Source organism: Microvirgula sp. AG722 (assembly GCF_003269145.1).
Classification (GTDB): Bacteria; Pseudomonadota; Gammaproteobacteria; order Burkholderiales; family Aquaspirillaceae; genus Microvirgula; species Microvirgula aerodenitrificans.
Genome location: NZ_QLTJ01000001.1, coordinates 15704 through 37024 on the forward strand (window position 1 = coordinate 15704; position 21321 = coordinate 37024).

The following is a 21321-nucleotide window of genomic DNA, read 5'->3' on the forward strand; positions in this document are numbered from 1 at the left end:
TCACGACAGCAGTGCGTTTTGCTACCATCGCAGCATGACTGCCCCGATTTCCGCTCCCCCCACCACGCTGAAGAAGCTGGCCAAGCTTGGCATCCACAGCCGCTTCGACCTCGTGCTGCACCTGCCGCTGCGCTATGAGGACGAAACTCACCTGACGCAGATCCGCGATGCCCGCGCCGGCACGCCGGTCGTGGTCGAGGGCACCATCACCGATGCACAGGTACAGTGGAAACCGCGCAAGCAACTGATCGCCACGCTGGAAGACGACACCGGCCAGCTGCAGTTGCGCTTCCTGCATTTCTATCCGAACCACATCAAGCAACTGAGCAAGGGCGCACGCATCCGCGCGCTTGGCGAAATCCGCCACGGCTTTCACGGCGACGAGCTTGTGCACCCGAAGGTGCGCGAAGTGGTCGACGGCACGCCGCTGGCCGACCACCTGACCCCGGTCTATCCGGCACTGCAGGGCATTACCCAGCCGATGCTGCGCCGGCTGGTCAGTCAGTCGCTCGATGACCTGATTCTGGCCGACACGCTGCCGGACGCGCTGCGCGACAGCCTGCACCTGCTGCCGTTTCGCGACGCGATCATGACCCTGCACCGCCCGCCGCCCTCGCTGTCGGTCGCCCAGCTGTCCGACGGCGCACTGCCGGCATGGCAGCGACTCAAGTTCGACGAGCTGCTGGCCCAGCAACTGTCGATGCGGCTCGCCTACCGCGCCCGCCGCGCGCACAACGCGCCGGTACTGACCGGCACCGGCACGCTGACCCGCGCCTTTCTGGCGCAGCTGCCGTTCTCGCTGACCCGGGCCCAGGCACGGGTCATGGCCGAGATCAGCCATGATCTGGCCGAATCCCATCCGATGCACCGGCTGCTGCAGGGCGATGTCGGCAGCGGCAAGACCGTGGTCGCCGCGCTGGCGGCACTGACCGCGATCGAGGCCGGTTACCAGGCCGCCCTGATGGCACCGACCGAAATTCTGGCCGAGCAGCATCATCTGAAGCTGGCCGCCTGGCTGGAACCGCTGGGCGTACACGTCACCTGGCTGACCGGCAGTCTGAAAAAGTCGCACAAGCAGGCCGCCATCGCCGATATCGCCGCCGGCGTCACCCGGCTGGCGGTCGGCACCCATGCGCTGTTCCAGGACGATGTCGCCTTCGAGCGCCTCGGTCTGGCGATCATCGACGAGCAGCATCGTTTCGGTGTCGGCCAGCGGCTGGCGCTGACCGACAAGGGCGCCGCACCGCACCAGCTGACCATGTCGGCGACGCCGATCCCGCGCACGCTGGCCATGAGCTATTACGCCGACCTCGACGTGTCGGTCATCGACGAACTGCCGCCCGGCCGTACGCCGATCACCACCAAGCTGATTTCGACCGCGCGCCGGGGCGAGGTGGTCGGCGCCATCCGCGCCGAGATCGCCCAGGGCCGACAGGCGTACTGGGTCTGCCCGCTGATCGAGGAATCGGAGACGCTGGAACTGCAGAATGCAGTCGCGACCTTCGAGGCCCTGCAGCAGACCCTGCCCGAGCTGCGGGTCGGCCTGGTGCACGGACGGATGAAGGCGGACGACAAGGCCGCGATGATGGCAGCCTTCCAGGCCAACGAGGTCCAGTTGCTGGTGGCGACCACGGTGATCGAGGTGGGTGTCGACGTCCCCAATGCCACGCTGATGGTCATCGAACACGCCGAGCGCATGGGACTGGCCCAGTTGCACCAGTTGCGCGGCCGCGTCGGCCGCGGCGCGCATGCCAGCCGCTGCGTGCTGCTGTTCGAGGAGCCGTTGTCCGAACTGGCCAAGGCGCGGCTGAAAGTGATCTACCAGCACACCGACGGTTTCGAGATTTCCCGCCAGGACCTGCTGATCCGCGGCCCCGGCGAGTTTCTCGGCGCCCGCCAGTCCGGTGCGCCGCTGCTGCGCTTTGCCGATCCGGAGCAGGACGATGCGCTGCTGGAAGCGGCCAAGGACTGGGCGCCCCGCTTGCTGTCGGACTACCCCGAATACGCCGAGCGCCACCTGGCGCGCTGGCTGTCAGGGCGCGAGCAGTTCCTCAAGGCCTAGGCGCCGCTGAATACCTGCCACAGCAGCACCATGTTCAGCGTAACGATCACGCCGGCAATCAGCCACGCCAGCCACTGCAATGGCCCGCTCAGCCGCCACTGCCCCATCAGTCCGGCACTGGAGGCAAAGCGGACCAGCGGGATCACGGCAAACGGCAGTTGCAGGCTGAGGATGACCTGACTCAGTACCAGCAGCGACGTCGTCTCACTGTCGCCGCCGAGAATGGCCACCGCCATTGCCGGGATGATGGCCAGGCTGCGGGTCAGCAGCGCCCGCTGCCATGGCTTGATGCGCAGGTTCAGGAAACCTTCCATCACCGCCTGCCCGGCCAGCGTCGCGGTAATGGTCGAACTCAGACCGCAGGCAAGCAGCGCGCCGGCAAACAGCAGGCCGGCCCAGTGGTTGCCGAGCAGGGGCGACAGCAGCCGGTGGGCGTCGCCCAGCGACTCGACGTCGGCATAGCCGTGATGGTGGAAGACGGCGGCGGCAAGAATCAGCAGCGACGCATTCAGGCAGAACGCGAAAGCCAGCGACAGCGAGGTATCCCAGTGCGTGGCCCGCAGCGCCTGCTTCATGTGCTCGACCGTGCGCGAGGCCATGGCCTGGCCGCGCGTGCGCAGCAGGTTCGAGTGCAGATACAGATTGTGCGGCATCACCGTCGCACCGAGGATGCCGCAGGCAATCCACAGCAGGCCGGCATTGGCGATGATTTCACTGCGCGGCACCAGCCCCTGCGACGCCGCATGCCAGTCCGGATTGGCCATCGCCAGCTGGGCGATGAAGCAGCCGCCGGCGAACAGGATCATCGCGGCGACGACGCTTTCCAGGCTGCGCTGGCCGATCAGCTGGATGGCGAGCATCGCGAACGCCAGTGCACTGGCCAGCAGTACCCCGACCGGCAGCGACACGCCGAACAGCAATTGCAGTGCGACCGCGCTGCCGATGATCTCGGCCAGGTCGGTCGCGACGATCGCCACCTCGCACAGCAGCCACAGCGCCAGCGATGTGCGCCGACCATAGCGGGCGCGGCACAGCTGGGCCAGATCCTGGCCGCTGACCAGCCCGACCCGGGCGGCGATCCACTGCAGGAACAGCGCCATCACGCTCGACAGCAGCACCACACTGAGCAGCGTATAGCCGTAGCGCGCCCCGCCGGCGATGGCGGTCGCCCAGTTGCCCGGATCGGTATAACCCACCGCAACCAGGCAGCCGGCGCCGACAAAGCCGAACCAGCGTCGTGGACGACGGCCCGGTTTCGGGGGATCCGCCATTTTGGCGGCGGTCATTTCGGCGGACAGGCTGGACATGATGGCTCCTGCAACAGTAAGGCGATCAGTTCATGATAATCATTCTCATTTGATGTTTACAATGGAATTTTGTCATCCCGACGATTGGGCGACGCAATCGCTAACGGCTAAGCCGCTGCCCGCAATCGCATCCCGTCATAAGCAAGTTCCACCCCCGGCGGGCACAGCGCATTGGTTGCGTGGTATTCCAGTTCGTGCGTCATGTGGATCAGCACCGTACGCCGTGCGCCGATGCGTGCGGCGGCTTCCAGCGCCTGGTGGAAACCGAAGTGACTCGGATACGGCGCCATCTTCAGGCAGTCCAGCAACAGCAGGTCCAGTCCGTCCAGCAGGCCATAGCTGTCGTCGGGAATGGTCGACACGTCGGTCAGATAGGCGAAGCGGCCGACGCGCCAGCCGAGGATCGGCCAGCGGCCGTGAATCAGCGGTACCGGCGTGACCTCGATGCCGGCAATCGCGACCGGCACGCCGGCCTCGACCGTATTCGGCACCAGCACCGGCTTGTCCCAGAACGCGCCCGGCGGCAGCAGGCAGTAGCCGAAGCGCTCTTCAATATTGCGCATCATGAACGCATTCCCGTACAGCGGGATCGGCCCCTGCCGGACGTAGCAGAAGGCGCGCAGGTCGTCGATACCGTTCAGGTGGTCGGCATGCGGGTGGGTGTACAGCACGGCATCGACATTGCTGATGCCTTCGCGCAGCGCCTGCTGGCGCAGGTCCGGCCCGGTATCGATCAGCAGCGTCTTGCCGCCCACCTGCAGCAGCGAGCTGGCGCGGGTGCGGTGATTGCGCGGGTCTGTCGAACTGCAGGTGGCGCAATGGCAGCCGATCGCCGGCGTGCCCGAGCTCGATCCGCAGCCAAGAACGGTGACATCAATGTGCATGCCGTGCCTTTGCAAACAGGCGGTAGAAGTTCTCCGTGGTCGCCTCGGCCAGCGCTGCCAGCGTCATGCCCCGCAGCTCGGCAATGTGCTCGGCCACGTGGCGCACATAGGCCGGTTCGTTCTGCTTGCCGCGATACGGCACCGGCGCCAGATACGGCGAGTCGGTTTCCACCAGCAGCCGGTCGAGCGGGCATTTCTGCGCGACGTCCTTCACCTGCTGCGCATTCTTGAAAGTGACGATGCCGGAGAACGACAGGTAAAAGCCGAGGTCCAGCGCCTGACGGCCGATCTCCCAGCTTTCGGTAAAGCAGTGCATGACGCCGCCCGGCTGGTCGGCGTGGGCTTCGCGCATCACGCGGACGGTATCCTCGGCCGACTCGCGGGTATGAATCACCAGCGGCACCCGGGCACGGGTGGCAGCACGGATATGTCGCCGGAAGCGTTCACGCTGCCATTCGAGATCGCCCTTGCACCAATGGTAGTCGAGGCCGGTCTCGCCGATACCGATGATTTTCGGGTGCGCGGCCTCGGCGACCAGAAAGTCCTCGTCCATGTCCGGCCCGTCCTCGACATCGGGGTGGACGCCGACCGTGGCCCAGAACATGTCATGTTCCAGCGCCAGCGCCCTGACCGCCGGGTAGTCGGGGACATTGACGGAAATCACCAGCGCCCGGTCGATGCCGTTGGCGAGCATATTGGCCTTGACCTCGTCGATGCGGCTGGCGAGGTCGGGAAAATTGATGTGGCAGTGCGAATCGATCAGCATGTTGGCCTGCGCGGCGCCAGTGGCCGCGTGATGTTCGGTTTCAGGGTGGTTCAGCGCGTGCCGGCAAACAGCTGCTGGTAGTCGAACAGCAGCTTTTCCACCTGCAGGCGCACATTCAGCGTGTGCTGCCCGTACGGTGCCAGCGCCACAATCTCGTGGTCGAAGCGGGCAAAGCGCACGGCCGGTGCACGGTGCGACAGGCGCTCGATGGCCGCCGCATGATCCGGATAATAGCGGACCGGCGACGCGGTGCCGGCGGCCAGCAGGTCGTGCAGCCATTTGCGCAGCCAGTCCAGCGGCTCGGCCAGCGCCAGTTTGGCACGATCGAGTTCGCCGGACAGGACCAGGATGGCCTGCGCGTCGGGATGGGCCAGCACGGCGGCAAATTTCTCCCGCAGCGGCACCCGCGCTCCGTCGGTCAGCGCGAACGGCGCGCCGCCGGCCCGGGCCAGCTCGATCTCCGGGTTGTCGACACCGGCCGTTTCCAGCCATGCCAGCGCCACGTCGGCCGCCGGCGGTGTCAGCGGGAAGGCGCGGCAGCGGCTGAGGATGGTCGGCAGCAGTCGGCGCGGACGGTGTGCCACCAGCACGAAGTGCACCCCTTCCGGCGGTTCTTCGAGGATTTTCAGCAGTGCGTTGGCCGAGGCCAGGTTCAGGGTTTCGGCCGGTTCGACCAGCACCACGCGCCGGCCGCCACGGTGGGCCGACAATTGCGCGAACTCGATGATGTCGCGTACGGCCTCGACCTTGATCAGCAGCAGCTTGCGCGCCGGCTTGTCGTCATCGCGTTCGTCGTCCGGTGCCAGCAGGCGGTAATCCGGGTGGTTGCCGGCCAGGAACCAGCGGCAGGCCTCGCACTGTCCGCACGCGGCGTGGTCGGCCGCTGGTGCCTCGCACAGCAGCGACTGGGCGACAAAGCGGGCAAAACGGTCCTTGCCGATACCCTGCGCGCCGGTCAGCAACAGGGCGCCGGGCAGGCGGTCGAACTGCTGGGCGAGTCGTGCCCAGTCGGCTTGTTGCCACGGCAGCAGCATCAGCGTCGCTCCAGCAGGCGGCCGAGGTCGCGGGCCAGTTCGGCCTGCAGCGTCGCGACCGGCAGTTCGGCATCCAGTACGCGTATCCGGTCGATATCGGCCTCGGCCCGGCTCAGGTAGGCATTGCGCACCCGCTGGTGGAATGCCTCGCGCTCGCGTTCGAACCGGTCCAGTGTTCTCGTGGTCGACATCCGCGCCCGCGCGACGTCGGGCGGGATATCGAACAGGAAGGTCCGGTCCACTCGCAGGTCACGCAGCACCCAGCGCTCCAGCTCGGCGATCCGTTCGAACGGGACGCCCCGGCCGCCGCCCTGGTAGGCGAACGTCGCATCGGTAAAGCGGTCGGACAGCACCCAGCGGCCGGCAGCCAGCGCCGGGCGGATCACGGCGTCGACATGCGCCTGGCGGGCGGCAAACATCAGCAGTGTCTCGGTATCGAGCGAGATGTCCGACTTCACGTCCAGCAGCAGCGCGCGCAAGGCTTCGCCCAGCGGCGTCCCTCCCGGCTCACGGGTGACGACGACGTCGATGCCGCGCGCGGTCAGCCAGTCGCGGATAAAGTCGACGTGGGTGGATTTGCCGGCACCGTCGATGCCTTCAAGCGTCAGGAATTGTCCAGTCACTGCGATTCCGTTCCGGGCGCGGACACGCGCCCAATGCTATTTCTTGCCAAGAATGTATTCATGCACGGCGCTGTTGTGCTCGTCCAGCGTTTCGGAGAAATGCGACGAGCCATCGCCACGGGCGACGAAGTACAGCGCCTTGGTCGCGGCCGGATTGGCTGCGGCCTCCAGCGCCGCCCGACCTGGCAGGGCGATCGGCGTCGGCGGCAGGCCGGCGCGGGTATAGGTATTGTAGGGGGTGTCGGCCCGCAGTTGCCGCCGGTTCAGCGGCCCGCGAAAGTCCGGACTGACGCCGTACATGACCGACGGGTCGGTCTGCAGACGCATGCCGATGCGCAGCCGGTTGATGAACACGCCGGCGATCTGCGGCCGGTCCTCGACATGGCCGGTTTCCTTCTCGACCAGGCTGGCCAGGATCAGCATTTCGTACGGCGACTGGTATGGCAGGTCGCCGGCACGGATCTGCCAGCTGCGTTCCAGTTCGGACTGCATCTTGTCATGGGCGCGCTTCAGCACGTCCAGGTCGCTGGCCCCCTTCAGGAAATAATAGGTGTCGGGGAAGAACAGCCCTTCGGCGTGGCTGCCGTCCGCGCCCAGCTTCTGCAGGATGCGTTTTTCCGACCAGCCGGCGGTGTCATGACGCAGGGCCGGGTGCTGCTGCAGCATGGCGCGGAACTGGCCGAAGGTGAAGCCTTCGGGAATCGTCACCACGTACTCGCTCTTCTCGCCCTTGCGCAGCTTGGCCAGCCAGTCGAGCATCGACAGCGGCTTGATCATCCGGTAGTCGCCAGCCTTGATTTCGCTGGCGGCACCGCTGACCTTGGCCAGCAGCAGGAACAGCGTGCCTGAGCGAACCGCACCGGCACGGTCCAGCGATGCCGCAACGGTGGACAGCGACTGGTTCGGCGCAACTTCGACCGTGACCGGCAACTGCGCCGGCCGGTACGGTGCGACGATCAGGCCGGCCAGCACGGCAATGGCGACGAGCGCCAGCAACACGAGCGTACGCAGACGGTGGCGGGATGCGGAAGGTTTCTTGGGCATGGGGGAGAAGGCGCGGAAAAATCGTCAGATGATAACGGCGCACCGGGTGCACCGCGTAGCGAAAACGACAAAAAGCCGCCTGCTGGCGGCTTTTCTTCGGAGAGAGCGAACGGAATCAGGCTTCCGGGCTCACCACGATCTGGACTTCGACCAGCACGTCGTGATGCAGCGCCACTTCGACGCTGTATTCACCGATGGCCTTCAGCGGGCCATTCGGCAGACGCACTTCAGCCTTGACCACTTCGACGCCATGGCCGGCCTTGATCGCGTCAGCGATGTCGGCGTTGGTCACGGAACCGAACAGACGACCGTCAACGCCGGCCTTCTGCGAGATGGCGATCACGGCACCCGTCAGCTTCTCGGCGCGAACTTGCGCGTCGGCGAAGATCTCGGCCTGCTTCGCTTCCAGCTCGGCGCGGCGGACTTCGAATTCCTTCAGGTTGACTTCCGTCGCACGCTTGGCTTTGCCTTGCGGGATCAGGAAGTTGCGGGCGTAGCCGTCCTTGACCTTGACGACGTCACCCAGTTGACCCAGGTTGGCCACTTTTTCCAGCAGAATGATTTGCATGATTTGGCGGCTCCCGAATTAATGCTGGTCGGTGTACGGCATCAGGGCCAGGAAGCGAGCGCGCTTGATGGCGGTCGACAGTTGGCGCTGATAGCGGGCTTTGGTACCGGTGATGCGTGCCGGGATGATCTTGCCGTTTTCGGCAACGAAATCCTTCAGCAGATCAACAGCCTTGTAATCGACGACCTTGATGCCTTCGGCAGTAAAGCGGCAGAACTTGCGACGCTTGAACAGTTGGCGTGCCATGTTTAAACCTTTATCAATTCAACGTGTTGCACATGCAGGACCAGGCGGGGATTGCGCAGGCTTTTCGCGGCGAGGAAACCGTCGACGCAGACGGTGTTACCTTCGAGCTGCGGGGCCGTTTGCGGGGCTTCGGTTCCGACCATCTGCGCACTGATGACACAGCGCACGGCGCGTTCGAAACCACCGGCCTGCTGTTTCGATTCGTGTTCGAGCTCGAACGACAGAACCGGAATGCCGGCCGGGGTGTAGCGCACTGGTTCGACCCGGCGCGCAACGCCCTCAATCCTTACCTGATTTCGCAATTAGGCAGCGGCGACTTCACCAGCGTCCGATTGCGGGGCGAGCAGGTTTTTGGCCTTCTCTTCCTTCATCATCGGCGACGGTTCGGTCACGGCTTCATCCATCTTGACGGTCAGGTGACGCAGCACGGCGTCGTTGAACTTGAACGCGTGTTCGATTTCTTCCAGCGCTTCCTTGCCGCACTCGATGTTCATCAGAACATAGTGAGCCTTGTGGATCTTCTGGATCGGGTAAGCCAGTTGACGGCGGCCCCAGTCTTCCAGGCGGTGGATCAGACCTTGCTGGCCCAGAACCATGCCCTTGTAGCGTTCGATCATCGCCGGCACCTGCTCGCTTTGATCAGGATGCACGATGAATACGATTTCGTAATGACGCATGTTGACTCCTTTTGGATGACAGCCTTCCGCCATGCGCTCGCGGGAAGGCAAGGGTTTAAAGGGGGAGGATTATACGGAGAACCGGGGGTGTTGACAAACCCGATTGCACTGCAGAAAAGCGAAAGGCCGGCGCTGGCCGGCCTCAGCGGGGAGACATCCCTGATGGCATTGCTGCCGTCAGGAGTTTTCCCGCCGGTACAGTGACACGATCAGCTCGGCTTCGGCACGGGTCAGCCCGCATCGTCTGGCGACCTCGGCCGCCAGCACGCCCTGGCGCACCAGCTCGATCGCCTGATTGTACGGCGAGCCGCCGCCGGAACGGCCGCGGCCCATATTGTTCTCGACTGCCGCGCGCCGCAGCGCCTGCAATTCGGCGGACAGCTGCCGCACCTGCAGCCCGAGCTCCGCCAGCTGCACCCGCAGTGGCGCAAGCTCGTTGCGCGCATCGCGCAGCCGGCGGCGCCAGTCGCGCACCAGCGCAACCAGGACCAGTACGCCCACCAGCGTCACGCTGGACAGGGCCAGCCACAACGTCGGCAGCGTGACCTGTGACGCTCCCATGATCCCCTCTTCTTCCCAATGCCTGCGCATTGCAGTCTAGCCAGCGGCGGTGCATCCCGCCATGCCGGCACGACGGGCGATCAGGTCAGCTGAAATAGGCGCGGTTGATGCGCACCTGCTGACGACCGCTGGACACCAGTCCATCGATTTCGACCTGTCGCAGCCGCATCAGCGTTTCCAGACGCTGGCTTTGCTGGTAGGCCTCGTTCAGTTGCTGGCGCAGCGGTTCCGGCACCGGCGCGGCAAGCTGCCAGGCGGCGACCAGTTCCGGCTCGATCAGGTCACGTCGGGCGATGCACTCGATCAGCGCATCCCAGTCGCCGGCATCGGCCAGCGTCAGGCTCTCGGCGGTCAGGCCGCAGTACGCATCGAGTCGGGCAGCCAGCGTCGGCTCAGACGGCGATACCGCCATTGCGCCCCCCGTTGCTCCCCTTGCTGCGCACGTCACGGCCGATGATTTCCCAGGCACCGCGAATCTCGTCCAGCTGGCTGATGACTTCGGTCAGTGCTGCCTGATCGTTGCTCAGACCGGCATCCATCAAGCGCCGCTTCCAGTAGTCGTACAGCGAGGCCAGCTGGCTGGAAATCTGCCCGCCGGCCTGATGGTTCAACGCCATGTTCAGGCTGCCGATGATGTCGGTCGCCTTGTTCAGCTGCTGGCTCTTGCGGGAGAAATCCCCACTGGCAATGGACAGTGCCGCCTCGTGCAAGGAATCGATCGCCCCCCGGTACATCAGCTCGACCAGCTCGGCCGGATTGGCGCCCAGCACTTTCGCTTCCAGCGCGTCGGACTGATACGCCTTGACGAACTGCTGCATGTTTCTCGACACAGACACGTTACTTCCTTCCGCTACGGCAATGCCGGCGGAAACCGCCGGCACGTCGCCGTCTAGATCAAAAACCGTATGCTATCAGCTAATGCCCAGCATGCTCTTCATGTTGGCCAGAGACGACTGCATTTTGGTCAGCGATGCATCCAGTGCACCGTACTGCGCGCGCAGCCGCGCCTCGGTCTTCACCAGTTGCGCCGACATCAGTTCCTGCTTGCTGGTGTTCGCCTTCACGTTCGCGTCGAGCGTGCTCTTGCGGTTGGTAACCAGTCCCTTGTCCGGATCGGTCAGGGTATTGACCGTACTGGTCACCCCTTCCGCATTGCTGGCGAACGCGGCCTTGACCCCGTCAGCATCCTTGGCCAGCGCCTTGGTGAAGTCGGTCTTGTTGAACACCAGGCTGCCGCCGACACCGAGCTTGATGCCAAGACTGGCCAGCGGCGAATAGTCCGCCGGGCCCGGAGCGGCATTGGTCTTGTCGGTCGGCGCGGACACCGCAGCGTACAGCTGGTCCTTGACCGAGCGCAGCAGGCTGTCGTTGCCGAACGAACCGCTCTTCATCGATGTCAGTTGCGAGACGACGGCATTGTACGAGGTAACGAAATCGTCGACCTTCTTGGCGATCGCATCATCATCGCGCCCCACCGTCACCGATCCAATGCCTTCTTTTTGCAGGGTGAAGGTCAGACCGCCAATCACGCCCGAAACACTGTTGCTCTGACTGACGGCAGAGATGCCGTTGATGGTGAATTCGGCATTTTTCGGCGCCTTGGAGTCAGCCGCGTTCAATGCGGCACTGCCGCCGGTCAGCGAGGCAAAGCTGGTCGTCCCGATTACACCGTCGATCGCGCCAGTCTTCTGACCGCTGATCACCAGCCGTTGCTGGCCGGTCTTGTCGGTAATCGGCATTGCGGTCGCGCCGACACCGGCGCCATTGATTTTCGCCGCCAGCTCGGCCGGGGTCAGCTTGACCTCGCCGGTGCCGAGATTGACGGTCTTGCCATTGACGGTGATGGTCGCCGGGTCCGTGCCTGCGGTACCGAACGTCAGCTTGCCGTCGGTCATCCCACCCAGGTCGTACACGTCGGCCTGCGCGCTGGCCATCTGCGTCGTCTGGATCGCATAGGTGCCGTTGCTCGCCGTACCATCGGCCTTGACCGTGATGGCGGTCAGGTCACTGCTGGTTGCCGTGTTTGCATCGAGAAAATCGTAGCTGGACAGTTTCTGCGCAGCCGTCTTCAGGCTGGACAGTGCGGACGTCAGCTTGCCAATATCCGACACCTGCGTGTTGTACTTGCTTGCCTGCGTCTGCAGTTTGGTCAGCGGTTGCCGTTCAACCGACATCAGACCACTGACGATGCTTTCGATATTCAGGCCGGAGCCCGCGCCGGCGGCGGTAATGGAAGCCACGTTATTTCCTCTCGACTAGCCGCATGTCGTGCGATATGAACCGGCCGGACCTCGCCGACCGGACAGCCCGACATACGATCGGACCCGGCACGCCTGCATGATGAATGATGATATCCCGGATCAAGCCTTGTCCGAGAGCAGCAGCCCGCGCAGTTCGTCAAACACTTTGGCGAACTGGACGATCTGCTCATTGGGTATCTGGCGAATCACTTCATTGGTTTCGCGATTGACGACCTTGACCAGACGCATCTTGGTGTCTTCATCGACCGAGAACTCGAGATCGCTCTGCATGAGTTGCATGGTCTGATTGAACTGCTGGACCGACTTCTGCAGCGCATCAGGCTGCTGCTTCTGGTCCTTGGCGCGAGCGGCATCGGCGTCATTGCGCAAACTCTCGGCACTATGAACAGGCGCAACGGCGGTGCTGGTCAGCACGGGCGTCGCGGGCGCATGGCCGGCAAACTGCGGCAATGTGGACGGTTGCCGCGCGTCTGCGACAGCCGGCTGTATGGGTGTTGCCGAGGGGTTGATCTGCATGGATCTCTCCTGACGTCAATAGGCCCCGGACACAGACTGGCTGGCCGGGGCCCCGTTCACGCTACGGGGATCAGATCCCCGTCACCGAAATTACTTCAGCAGGGACAGCGCGGTCTGCGGCAGCTGGTTGGCTTGCGACAGCATGGCGGTACCAGCTTGCTGGATGATCTGGTTACGAGTCATCGTAGCAGTTTCCGAAGCGAAGTCGGCGTCAACGATACGGCTCTTCGAAGCCGAGATGTTTTCAACGTAGTTTTGCAGGTTGCTGACCACGGCGCTGAAGCGGTTTTGCGTGGCACCCAGGTCGGCGCGGGCGTTGGCCAGGGTCTTCAGGTCGTTGTCGAACTTGTTCAGCAGGGCACGGGCGGCGCTGTTGGTGCTCATGCTGGCTGCGGTAGCGGCAGCTTGCGAGAAGGCCAGAGCGGCGATGGTCACCTTGATCTGGTTGTCGCTCGAGCTGTTGGCGCCGACCTGGAAGTTGAAGCTCTTGGCAGCCGAACCGAACAGGGTCTTGCCGTTGAACTTGGTGCTGGACACCAGACGCTTGTTTTCCGCGCCCAGGGCATCCATTTCCTTCTTGATCTGGGTCAGGTTGGTCGTCGACACGGTGCTGTTCGACGCTTGCACAGTCAGTTCACGCATACGCTGCGTGTTTTCCTGAATTTGCGACAGCGCGCCTTCAGCGGTTTGCGCCAGCGAGATGCCGTCGTTCGCGTTACGGATAGCCTGGTTGCTACCGCGAACTTGCGAATCCATGCCCGAAGCGATGGCCAGACCGGCAGCATCGTCCTTGGCGCTGTTGACGCGCAGGCCAGACGACAGGCGTTGCAGGGAGGTCGACAGTGCGCTGCCCGAGGTGGTCAGGTTACGTTGCGCATTCAGCGACGAAATATTGGTGTTGACGTAGATTGCCATGATGATCTCCAAGCAGGCGACGGTTGTTCGGTGGGTTGGGTGCCGGTACTTCCTTCCGGGTCACATGCTTTATCGGAGCCAGTTGCGTTGGCTTTAGGGATGTTTTGCAAATTTTCTAGTTGGGCATCAAATTTGATTGCCACAGGCCGATAGAGTGACGGAACATTCGATCGGCACTGTCAGCCGAATCCGCCATAGAATGCCTTCCGGGTGAGACCATCTATATAGGTTTTACGCGCGCACTCCACTCCTGACCGAGAACATGATGTCCAACAGCAAGACCCCCGTCCCGACAATTTCCGATCTCGCCATCCTGAAAACGACTGCCGACCTGGCCGAACAGGGCCAGCTCCCCGAAGCGGAGGCCCTGCTGCACGAGCAGCTGGCACAGGACCCGGCCGACCCGGTGGCCTTGCTCGGGCTGGGACAACTGGCGGCGCATGCCGGGCTGGTGGATGATGCGCACGTGATTCTGGAAGCCGCGCTGATGGAAACCCGGGCCCGCTGGCCGGATCAGGGCAATGCGCCGCTGCAGGCGGAAATCCAGCGCAGCATCGCCCGCACCCATGACAGTACCGGCCAGATCTATCGTGGCGTATCGCACTGGCTGGACAGCCTGGTCTGCGAAGACACGCAGGAAGCCCGCGAAGCGCTGGCGCGCGCGCGCCAGGTCGACGACTCGAACAAGACCACGCTGTTCAAGGACATTCAGGCACCGGCCGGTCTGCTGGAGCAGGCCGAGCGGGTGTGCGGCGAAGAACTGGCCCGTCAGCCGGACGATGCCGAAGCCAGTTTCCAGCTCGGCAACGTCAAGCTGCTGCAGAAAAAATACGACGAAGCACTGCCGCTGCTCGAACGGGCCAGTCAGCGCCTGAGCGAGCGCGCCGATGTGTTCTACAGTCTGGCGCTAACCGCCATGGGCCTCGGCCAGACCGAGGCCGCCCGCGCCGCCCTGCTGCGCAGCCATGAGCTGGCGCCCAGCCTGGATACCTGCCTGGAACTCGGCATGTACTATGCGGCCCGTGGTGAACACGCCGAGGCCATCGACATGCTGCGCCTCGGCGCCCAGGACCATCCGGACGGCGCCGCCCTGCTCGCCGGCCTGCTGTCGCGCGAACGCCGCTATGACGAAGCGATTGCGGTAGCGCAGTACATCTGCGACAAGTTCCCGACCTCGGCGCGCTGCTGGGTGCTGCTCGGCCGCGCCCATTACACTGCCGGCGATCCCGAGCAGGCGATGTATGCACTGATGTTCGCCATCCACCTGGCGCCGGACGATGACGACATCCATACCGACCTCGGCTCGCTGCTGAGCAAGCTCAATGCCCATACCATGGCCGAAGTCGCCTACCGGCGCGCCATGGCGCTGAATCCGGAAAACCTGTGGGGCTATACCTCGCTGATCGCCTGCCTGTCGCAACAGCAGAAATACGATCAGGCGCACGACATTTTCGACCAGGCCGAAAGCAAGTGGCCGGACAACCCCGAGCTGTACCTGAACGTGTCGGTGGTCGAGTGCGAACAGGGCGATGTCGAAAAGGCATTCAGCTCGGTCCACCATGCCATCGAACAGAAGCTGATAGAACTGGCGGAACTGCCTCCGGAGCAGATGTTCGAGGAGAAAAAGGAACAGTACATGGTCGTCCATGACGCCCATGTCGCCCTGCTGGCCGCCCACGAGGCACTGACCCGGGCCGGTGTGCCGTTCTTCCTGATCGGCGGCACGTTGCTCGGCATCATCCGCGACGGCGACCTGTTGCCGTTCGACAAGGACATGGACTTCGGCCTGTGGTCGGATGTGTCGCGCGAAGCCATTGTCGGCGCTTTCAACGATGACCCCGATTTCATGGTGCCGGACACCATGCTCGACCCGAACGCCTGGGTGTCCGCGCTGCATCACAAGCCGACCGACATCATCATTGACATGTTCTTCTTCCACCGCGACGGCGACAGCTGCCTGGAGGGCTTCGACCGGGGTGCCATGAAGCTGCGCTGGCGCTATCGCGGTTTCGAACTGAAGCCCCTGCCCTTCCTCGGCGTCGAATTCCTGGCGCCGGAATCGCCGGAGCGCTTCTTCGAGGACATCTACGGCAGTGAATGGCGGATTCCGGACCCGGGCTTCGATGCGGTGGTCGCCGGCTACTGCCTGACGCCGGAATCGAAGGACCTGTGCAGCTTCTATGGCTATGAACGGCTGTTCTCGGCATTGCGCTCGCGACGCTGGGCCAAGACGATGTCCTACGCGAAACAGATCCGCAAATGGGGCCCCCACCCGATCCTGGACCAGGTCGAGGCCTTTATCCGCGAGCGGGATCTGGCATGAAAACCGTCCTGACTTACGGCACTTTCGATCTGTTCCATATCGGTCACCTGCGCCTGCTGGAACGCCTGAGTTCGCTCGGCGACCGGCTGGTGGTCGGGGTGTCGACCGACGAGTTCAACGCGACCAAGGGCAAGGCCACCTTCATTCCCTATGCGGAACGCGCCGAGATCGTCGCCAATATCCGCTGTGTGCACAGCGTCATTCCGGAAAACGACTGGGCGCAGAAGCGCCACGACATCGTCCGGCTGAAGGCGGACGTGCTCGGCATGGGGGACGACTGGGCCGGCAAGTTCGACGAGTTGAAGGACGCATGCGAGGTCATCTACCTGCCGCGTACCGCCGGCATCTCCAGCACCACGATCAAGGACACGCTGAAAGCGGTCGACAGGGACAACCTGCTCAAGATCAAGGATGCGCTGGGACTGCTGGAAAGCATTGTCAGGAACTTCGAATAGCGTCACGACGCTTCCCCCCAAGCTCGCCATGGCCGGTGCCGGCCTGGCGCTTCTTCCGAATACAGCAGGAATGGCTCAAAACATGAATGAACAGCAAGCCCAGCGACAGCAACTGCTCGAACAGGCAGAACAGGCCTTTGACAGCGGGCTGGTCGATCGTGCCGAAGAAAAATACCGGGAACTGCTTGCCGCTGACGACGGCAGCATTGATGGCTGGTTTGGTCTGGGCACCGTCCTGCTGCAAAAGAACCTGCATGCCGCCGCGGCCCGGGCACTGTCTGCAGCCCTGGACCGCCTGCGGGCCGGCGGCACGAACGATGATGGCGGCGTCGAAGCCCTGATCTGCTCCCGCATCGGCCTGGCCCACTATCAAATGGCCGGGGCGTCAGCCGCGCTGGGATGGTGGAAGCAGGCGCTGACGCTGTATCCGACCGCCGAAGTGGCAGGCTGGGTCAGGGAAGTCAGCCAGCAGTCGCCGAGCCTGGTCAGCGTCGTGATCCCGACCTACAACTATGCCCGCTACCTGCCGGAAACCATCGCTTCGGTATTCGCTCAGACCCACAAGAATATCCAGCTGATCATCATCAACGACGCGTCGACGGACAATACCGACGAGGTGATTGCCGAACTGCAGCAGCGCTACGATTTCGTCTATCTGAAAAACGAGGTCAACAAGGAGCGCAGCGCGTCGCTGAATATCGCGCACCAGTCGGTGCAGGGCGAATTCATCATCAGCCTGGATGCAGATGACCTGCTGCTGCCGGATGCCATTACCCTTCATCTGGAAAATCTGCAGCAGTATCCCGAAGCGGCCTTCAGCTACGGTGCCATCGATTTCCTGCTCTCCGACGGTACGACACGCCCGTCCGAGATGCCGCTTCACAGCGGCGAACTGTTCGACCTGCTGTTCATGGGCAACTTCATTCTGCCGCTGTCCGCGATGTACCGGGCTGCAGCCTGGCGCGCCACGGTCGGCTTCAATGAAAAGACCACCCTCCAGGACTGGGACATCTGGCTGAAACTGCTGCGCCAGGGACCGGCCCGGAGCATGAACAAGACGGTCGCCCACTATCGCCGCCATGCCGAGAGCGCCCACCAGAACAAGAACCTGAAGAAAATTTTCCGCAGCCGGATGGTGGTTCTGAACGACTGGAAAGATGAGCCGCTCTACGACATGGCCTGGATGCACAAGTGCATGTTCCATGAAAAGAGCCTGCCCGACACGGTCGTGGAGGAACTGGTCCTGGAAGGCGAGCAGGATCGCTATCTCGATTACCGCTATGCGCAGATGCTGAGCCAGCGCGGCAACCAGGGTCAGGCCATCGAATTCTGCCAGCGCGCACTCGACGGCCTGTCGCCCCGTTCCTTCATGGCCTCGCCGTTCTGGACGCTGTACCTGAAGCTGCTGAAGGACGCGAAGCGCCTGTTCGACGCCGTTGCCTTCATCCACGCTCACGTCGACGATATTCCCCTGCTGCGTGGCCCCGACTACTGCTATGCCGCAGCAGAAACCCTGATGGACCATTTCGCCACGTCGCCGGTCAGCAAGGAAGGGCTGGATCTGGTCGAGCGGCTCTATCTGCACTGCCTGGACATTGGCGAGGCCTCGGGCCGGTTCCGCATTCTCTATGGCACCGGCAGCTACCTGCCCTGCATGCAGCTGGGTCACCTGAACGTGGCACTGCGCCGACTGGAACAGGCCCAGCTCTATTTCCAGCAGGCAGCCGCCTATGGCCACATGGATGGCTTTATCGCCTACTCCCAGGTGCAACGCTCGCTCGGCCATTTCGCGGCAGCGACCGGCCCTGCGGTCTGAGCCGATCCCCGACCGTCAGCCCGCAGCGGGCTGACGGCAGCAACAGGCATTTTTACCCCATTCTGGAAAGCCACTGAATATGAAGGCAGTCATTCTCGCCGGGGGGCTGGGCACCCGGATCAGCGAAGAGACGCACCTGAAACCGAAGCCGATGATCGAGATCGGCGGCAAACCGATTCTCTGGCACATCATGAAGATCTACTCCCACTACGGGATCAACGACTTCGTGATCTGCTGCGGCTACCGGGGCTATGTGATCAAGGAGTATTTCGCCAACTACTTCCTGCATTCGTCCGACGTGACATTCGATCTTGCCAACAACAATATCGAAGTCCATCAGCAGTTTGCCGAACCGTGGCGCGTCACGCTGGTGAACACCGGCGAGACGACGCAGACCGGCGGCCGGCTGAAACAGGTGCGGCGCTATGTGCAGGATGATGATGCGTTCTGCTTCACCTATGGCGACGGCGTCAGCGACCTGGACATCGGCAAGCTGATCGAGTTCCACCGCAGCCAGGGCAGCAAGGCCACGCTGACCGCGACCTATCCGCCGGGCCGTTTCGGCTCCCTCGACATCCGCGAGAACCGCGTCGCGACCTTCCGCGAAAAGCCCAAGGGCGATGGCGGCATGGTCAACGGCGGCTTCTTTGTCCTGTCGCCGTCGGTGATCGACCTGATCGATGGCGACGAGACAATCTGGGAACGCGAACCGCTGGAGACCCTGGCCAGCCAGGGCCAGCTGTCCGCCTTTGCCCATGATGGTTTCTGGCAGCCGATGGATACCCTGCGCGACCGCACCCATCTCGAAGAGCTGTGGCAGAGCGGGCAGGCGCCGTGGAAAGTCTGGCAATGACTCCGGCATTCTGGCGCGGCAAACGGGTGTTCCTGACCGGGCACACCGGCTTCAAGGGCAGCTGGCTGTCGCTGTGGCTGCAGCAGCTCGGCGCCGAGGTCCACGGCTTTGCCCTTGCCCCGGCGACCACCCCGTCGCTGTTCGAACTGGCCGGCGTCGCCCGGGGCATGACGTCCACCCTGGGGGATATCCGCGATCTGCCGGCCCTGACCGCCGCCATGCAGGCGGCGCGTCCCGACATCGTCATTCACATGGCGGCGCAGGCGCTGGTCCGTCTGGGCTATGTTGACCCGGTCGGCACCTACGAAACCAACGTCATGGGCACGGTCAAGCTGCTGGAAGCCGTACGCCAGGTACCCGGCATCCGCGCCGTGGTCGTTGTCAGCAGCGACAAGTGCTACGAGAACAATGAATGGCCGTGGGGCTATCGCGAAAACGAACCCATGGGCGGCTTTGATCCGTACAGCAGCAGCAAGGGCTGCACCGAGCTGGTATGCAGTGCCTGGCGCCGTTCGTTCTTCTCTCCGGCCGAACAGGCACGGCATGGCGTGGCGCTGGCCAGTGCCAGGGCCGGCAACGTGATCGGCGGCGGCGACTGGGCCGCCGACCGGCTGGTACCGGACATCCTGCGCGCCATCGAGGCAGGACAGCCGGTCTCCATCCGCAATCCCGGCGCCATCCGTCCCTGGCAGCATGTGCTGGAGCCGCTGTCCGGTTACCTGTTGCTGGCAGAAAAGCTGTACGACGATGGCCCCCGTCATGCGGAAGGCTGGAATTTCGGCCCGGCCGACGACGACGCCCGACCGGTCAGCTGGATCGCCGAGCGCCTGACCCGGCAGTGCGACGGCAGCGCCGGCTTCCAGGCCGATGACACGAGCGGCCAGCCCCACGAAGCCCATTTTCTCATGCTGGATTGCGCCAAGGCCCGGCGGACGCTGGGCTGGCACCCGCGCTGGACGCTGTCCCGCGCTCTTGACCAGATCGCGCAATGGCACAATGCCTACCGTCTCGGCAGTGACATGCGCAGCGTCACGCTCCAGCAAATTCAAGCCTATCAGGATTCAGTACCCGAACTATGAACGAGAACACCAGAGCCCAGGCACTCCGCCAGCAAATCCAGTCCCTGGTCGAAGAGTATGCGTCCCTCACCCTGGCCCCGCGCCCGTTCCAGCCCGGCACGACCCCGGTCCCGCCGGCCGGCAAGCTGATCGATGGTGCCGAGCTCAGGAATATGGTGGATGCGTCGCTGGACGGATGGCTGACCACCGGGCGCTTCAATGACGCTTTTGAGAAGCGCCTTGCCGCCTACCTCGGGGTCGAGCACCTGATTACGGTCAACTCCGGCTCCTCCGCCAATCTGCTGGCCTTCTCGGCCCTGACCTCCCCCCGCCTCGGCGATCGGGCGATCCGGAAGGGAGACGAAGTCATCGCCGTCGCGGCGGGCTTCCCGACCACGGTCAACCCGATCCTGCAGTTCGGCGCGGTTCCGGTTTTCGTCGATGTCGACATTCCGACCTACAACATCAATGCGGAACTGATCGAGGCCGCCATCACGCCGCGTACCAGGGCGATCATGCTGGCCCACACGCTGGGCAATCCGTACAACCTCGACATCATCTGCGCGCTGTGCCGCAAGCACGGCCTGTGGCTGATCGAGGACTGCTGCGATGCCCTCGGCTCGACCTACAACGGCCAGCTGGCCGGCACCTTCGGCGATATCGGCACACTGAGCTTCTACCCGGCCCACCACATCACCATGGGGGAAGGCGGCGCAGTGTTCACCCGCAACGCCGAGCTGAAGAAGATCGTCGAATCGTTCCGCGACTGGGGCCGTGACTGCTATTGCGCGCCGGGCTGTGACAACACCTGCAACCGCCGCTTCAACTGGCAACTGGGCAAGCTCCCTGCCGGCTACGACCACAAGTACACCTACTCGCACGTCGGCTACAACCTGAAGATCACCGACATGCAGGCGGCCTGTGCGCTGGCGCAACTGGACAAGCTGGAAGGCTTCATCGCAGCCCGCAAGCACAACTTCACCTTCCTGAAGGAGCGGCTGGCCAGCTGCGAAGAATTCCTGATCCTGCCGGAAGCGACCCCGGGCAGCGATCCGTCGTGGTTCGGCTTCCCGATCACCATCCGGCCGGACAGCGGCATCGAGCGTGTCGACGTACTGCGTTATCTCGACCAGTACCGGGTCGGTACCCGCCTGCTGTTCGCCGGCAACCTGACCCGCCAGCCATACATGGAAAATCAGGTCTACCGCGTCAGCGGCGAGCTGACCAACACCGATCTGGTGATGAACCACACGTTCTGGATCGGTGTGCACCCGAGCCTCAGCGAGGACATGCTGGACTTCGCCGCCGAAAAACTCGAAACCATCGTTGGCGCCAATTTCTGAATGTCCTCC

The 21321-nt window shown here is 63.7% G+C and carries 23 protein-coding genes; 7 read left to right on the forward strand and 16 right to left on the reverse strand.

Translation table 11 applies throughout. The features are described from left to right. Window positions 1–34 precede the first annotated feature (34 nt). Entirely contained in the window at window positions 35–2062 is a 2028-nt protein-coding gene (gene recG / locus DFO50_RS00075; RefSeq protein ID WP_112691878.1) for an ATP-dependent DNA helicase RecG, read from the forward strand. Here recG and DFO50_RS00080 read toward each other — a convergent pair. The 16 genes from DFO50_RS00080 to DFO50_RS00155 form a co-directional block, all read right to left on the reverse strand. Next, window positions 2059–3369 carry an Nramp family divalent metal transporter gene (locus DFO50_RS00080; RefSeq protein WP_112691879.1) on the reverse strand — a complete coding sequence of 437 codons (1311 nt, stop codon included), beginning with the start codon at window positions 3367–3369 and terminating at the stop codon, window positions 2059–2061. The genes recG and DFO50_RS00080 overlap by 4 nt on opposite strands. Before the next feature lie 107 nt (window positions 3370–3476). Further along, window positions 3477–4253 carry an MBL fold metallo-hydrolase gene (locus tag DFO50_RS00085; RefSeq protein ID WP_107888716.1) on the reverse strand — a complete coding sequence of 259 codons (777 nt, stop codon included), beginning with the start codon at window positions 4251–4253 and terminating at the stop codon, window positions 3477–3479. Continuing rightward, window positions 4243–5019, reverse strand: coding sequence for a TatD family hydrolase (locus DFO50_RS00090; RefSeq protein WP_112691880.1), 777 nt, complete (start codon window positions 5017–5019; stop codon window positions 4243–4245). The genes DFO50_RS00085 and DFO50_RS00090 overlap by 11 nt, the downstream gene beginning before the upstream one ends. 50 nt (window positions 5020–5069) lie before the next feature. Then, window positions 5070–6053: a DNA polymerase III subunit delta' gene (gene holB, locus DFO50_RS00095; RefSeq protein WP_112691881.1), complete on the reverse strand. Its 984-nt coding sequence runs from the start codon at window positions 6051–6053 to the stop codon at window positions 5070–5072. Then, window positions 6053–6676 (reverse strand): dTMP kinase, encoded by a 624-nt coding sequence (tmk, locus tag DFO50_RS00100; RefSeq protein WP_107888719.1) that lies wholly within the window; start codon window positions 6674–6676, stop codon window positions 6053–6055. The genes holB and tmk overlap by 1 nt, the downstream gene beginning before the upstream one ends. Window positions 6677–6712: 36 nt before the next feature. After that, window positions 6713–7720, reverse strand: coding sequence for an endolytic transglycosylase MltG (mltG, locus tag DFO50_RS00105; protein ID WP_107888720.1), 1008 nt, complete (start codon window positions 7718–7720; stop codon window positions 6713–6715). Between the two features lie 115 nt (window positions 7721–7835). Continuing rightward, on the reverse strand, window positions 7836–8288 hold the full coding sequence (rplI, locus tag DFO50_RS00110) for a 50S ribosomal protein L9 (protein WP_107888721.1): 453 nt from the start codon (window positions 8286–8288) through the stop codon (window positions 7836–7838). A gap of 18 nt (window positions 8289–8306) precedes the next feature. After that, window positions 8307–8534, reverse strand: a complete 228-nt coding sequence (gene rpsR, locus DFO50_RS00115) for a 30S ribosomal protein S18 (protein WP_028497873.1) — start codon at window positions 8532–8534, stop codon at window positions 8307–8309. 2 nt (window positions 8535–8536) lie between these two features. Beyond that, a complete protein-coding gene (gene priB / locus DFO50_RS00120) occupies window positions 8537–8836 on the reverse strand; it encodes a primosomal replication protein N (RefSeq protein ID WP_107888722.1) in 300 nt (99 codons plus the stop codon). Continuing rightward, a complete protein-coding gene (gene rpsF / locus DFO50_RS00125; RefSeq protein ID WP_028497875.1) occupies window positions 8837–9211 on the reverse strand; it encodes a 30S ribosomal protein S6 in 375 nt (124 codons plus the stop codon). It abuts the gene before it with no gap. A 177-nt stretch (window positions 9212–9388) separates the two neighbouring features. Next, window positions 9389–9772, reverse strand: a complete 384-nt coding sequence (locus DFO50_RS00130) for a DUF2802 domain-containing protein (RefSeq protein ID WP_158537374.1) — start codon at window positions 9770–9772, stop codon at window positions 9389–9391. 85 nt (window positions 9773–9857) lie between these two features. After that, on the reverse strand, window positions 9858–10184 hold the full coding sequence (locus tag DFO50_RS00135) for a flagellar protein FliT (protein WP_107888724.1): 327 nt from the start codon (window positions 10182–10184) through the stop codon (window positions 9858–9860). Then, window positions 10165–10608: a flagellar export chaperone FliS gene (gene fliS, locus DFO50_RS00140; RefSeq protein WP_146744992.1), complete on the reverse strand. Its 444-nt coding sequence runs from the start codon at window positions 10606–10608 to the stop codon at window positions 10165–10167. The genes DFO50_RS00135 and fliS overlap by 20 nt, the downstream gene beginning before the upstream one ends. A gap of 75 nt (window positions 10609–10683) precedes the next feature. Continuing rightward, a complete protein-coding gene (gene fliD / locus DFO50_RS00145) occupies window positions 10684–12012 on the reverse strand; it encodes a flagellar filament capping protein FliD (protein WP_107888725.1) in 1329 nt (442 codons plus the stop codon). Between the two features lie 120 nt (window positions 12013–12132). After that, on the reverse strand, window positions 12133–12549 hold the full coding sequence (locus DFO50_RS00150; RefSeq protein ID WP_107888726.1) for a flagellar protein FlaG: 417 nt from the start codon (window positions 12547–12549) through the stop codon (window positions 12133–12135). Window positions 12550–12639: 90 nt separating this feature from the next. After that, window positions 12640–13464: a flagellin gene (locus DFO50_RS00155; protein ID WP_107888727.1), complete on the reverse strand. Its 825-nt coding sequence runs from the start codon at window positions 13462–13464 to the stop codon at window positions 12640–12642. Window positions 13465–13726: 262 nt separating this feature from the next. Here DFO50_RS00155 and DFO50_RS00160 point away from each other — a divergent pair, with 262 nt between their 5' ends. From DFO50_RS00160 to rfbH, 6 genes are all read left to right on the forward strand, one after another. Further along, a complete protein-coding gene (locus DFO50_RS00160; protein ID WP_107888728.1) occupies window positions 13727–15787 on the forward strand; it encodes a lipopolysaccharide assembly protein LapB in 2061 nt (686 codons plus the stop codon). Beyond that, on the forward strand, window positions 15784–16242 hold the full coding sequence (locus DFO50_RS00165) for an adenylyltransferase/cytidyltransferase family protein (RefSeq protein ID WP_107888729.1): 459 nt from the start codon (window positions 15784–15786) through the stop codon (window positions 16240–16242). The genes DFO50_RS00160 and DFO50_RS00165 overlap by 4 nt, the downstream gene beginning before the upstream one ends. 82 nt (window positions 16243–16324) lie before the next feature. After that, entirely contained in the window at window positions 16325–18058 is a 1734-nt protein-coding gene (locus DFO50_RS00170) for a glycosyltransferase family 2 protein (RefSeq protein WP_158537375.1), read from the forward strand. Window positions 18059–18137: 79 nt separating this feature from the next. Further along, window positions 18138–18911 (forward strand): glucose-1-phosphate cytidylyltransferase, encoded by a 774-nt coding sequence (rfbF, locus tag DFO50_RS00175; RefSeq protein ID WP_107888731.1) that lies wholly within the window; start codon window positions 18138–18140, stop codon window positions 18909–18911. Further along, window positions 18908–19990: a CDP-glucose 4,6-dehydratase gene (gene rfbG / locus DFO50_RS00180; protein WP_112691883.1), complete on the forward strand. Its 1083-nt coding sequence runs from the start codon at window positions 18908–18910 to the stop codon at window positions 19988–19990. The genes rfbF and rfbG overlap by 4 nt, the downstream gene beginning before the upstream one ends. After that, window positions 19987–21312, forward strand: coding sequence for a lipopolysaccharide biosynthesis protein RfbH (gene rfbH / locus DFO50_RS00185; protein WP_112691884.1), 1326 nt, complete (start codon window positions 19987–19989; stop codon window positions 21310–21312). Before rfbG ends, rfbH begins: the two co-directional genes overlap by 4 nt. Window positions 21313–21321 lie beyond the last annotated feature (9 nt).

What these genes read in the sequence shown, in the direction of transcription:
- recG (WP_112691878.1), top strand. Translation starts at nt 35, where the DNA reads ATGACTGCCCCGATTTCCGCTCCCCCCACCACGCTGAAGAAGCTGGCC.
- DFO50_RS00080 (WP_112691879.1), bottom strand. Translation starts at nt 3,369, where the DNA reads ATGTCCAGCCTGTCCGCCGAAATGACCGCCGCCAAAATGGCGGATCCC.
- DFO50_RS00085 (WP_107888716.1), bottom strand. Translation starts at nt 4,253, where the DNA reads ATGCACATTGATGTCACCGTTCTTGGCTGCGGATCGAGCTCGGGCACG.
- DFO50_RS00090 (WP_112691880.1), bottom strand. Translation starts at nt 5,019, where the DNA reads ATGCTGATCGATTCGCACTGCCACATCAATTTTCCCGACCTCGCCAGC.
- holB (WP_112691881.1), bottom strand. Translation starts at nt 6,053, where the DNA reads ATGCTGCTGCCGTGGCAACAAGCCGACTGGGCACGACTCGCCCAGCAG.
- mltG (WP_107888720.1), bottom strand. Translation starts at nt 7,720, where the DNA reads ATGCCCAAGAAACCTTCCGCATCCCGCCACCGTCTGCGTACGCTCGTG.
- rplI (WP_107888721.1), bottom strand. Translation starts at nt 8,288, where the DNA reads ATGCAAATCATTCTGCTGGAAAAAGTGGCCAACCTGGGTCAACTGGGT.
- rpsR (WP_028497873.1), bottom strand. Translation starts at nt 8,534, where the DNA reads ATGGCACGCCAACTGTTCAAGCGTCGCAAGTTCTGCCGCTTTACTGCC.
- rpsF (WP_028497875.1), bottom strand. Translation starts at nt 9,211, where the DNA reads ATGCGTCATTACGAAATCGTATTCATCGTGCATCCTGATCAAAGCGAG.
- DFO50_RS00130 (WP_158537374.1), bottom strand. Translation starts at nt 9,772, where the DNA reads ATGGGAGCGTCACAGGTCACGCTGCCGACGTTGTGGCTGGCCCTGTCC.
- DFO50_RS00135 (WP_107888724.1), bottom strand. Translation starts at nt 10,184, where the DNA reads ATGGCGGTATCGCCGTCTGAGCCGACGCTGGCTGCCCGACTCGATGCG.
- DFO50_RS00150 (WP_107888726.1), bottom strand. Translation starts at nt 12,549, where the DNA reads ATGCAGATCAACCCCTCGGCAACACCCATACAGCCGGCTGTCGCAGAC.
- DFO50_RS00155 (WP_107888727.1), bottom strand. Translation starts at nt 13,464, where the DNA reads ATGGCAATCTACGTCAACACCAATATTTCGTCGCTGAATGCGCAACGT.
- DFO50_RS00160 (WP_107888728.1), top strand. Translation starts at nt 13,727, where the DNA reads ATGATGTCCAACAGCAAGACCCCCGTCCCGACAATTTCCGATCTCGCC.
- DFO50_RS00165 (WP_107888729.1), top strand. Translation starts at nt 15,784, where the DNA reads ATGAAAACCGTCCTGACTTACGGCACTTTCGATCTGTTCCATATCGGT.
- DFO50_RS00170 (WP_158537375.1), top strand. Translation starts at nt 16,325, where the DNA reads ATGAATGAACAGCAAGCCCAGCGACAGCAACTGCTCGAACAGGCAGAA.
- rfbF (WP_107888731.1), top strand. Translation starts at nt 18,138, where the DNA reads ATGAAGGCAGTCATTCTCGCCGGGGGGCTGGGCACCCGGATCAGCGAA.
- rfbG (WP_112691883.1), top strand. Translation starts at nt 18,908, where the DNA reads ATGACTCCGGCATTCTGGCGCGGCAAACGGGTGTTCCTGACCGGGCAC.
- rfbH (WP_112691884.1), top strand. Translation starts at nt 19,987, where the DNA reads ATGAACGAGAACACCAGAGCCCAGGCACTCCGCCAGCAAATCCAGTCC.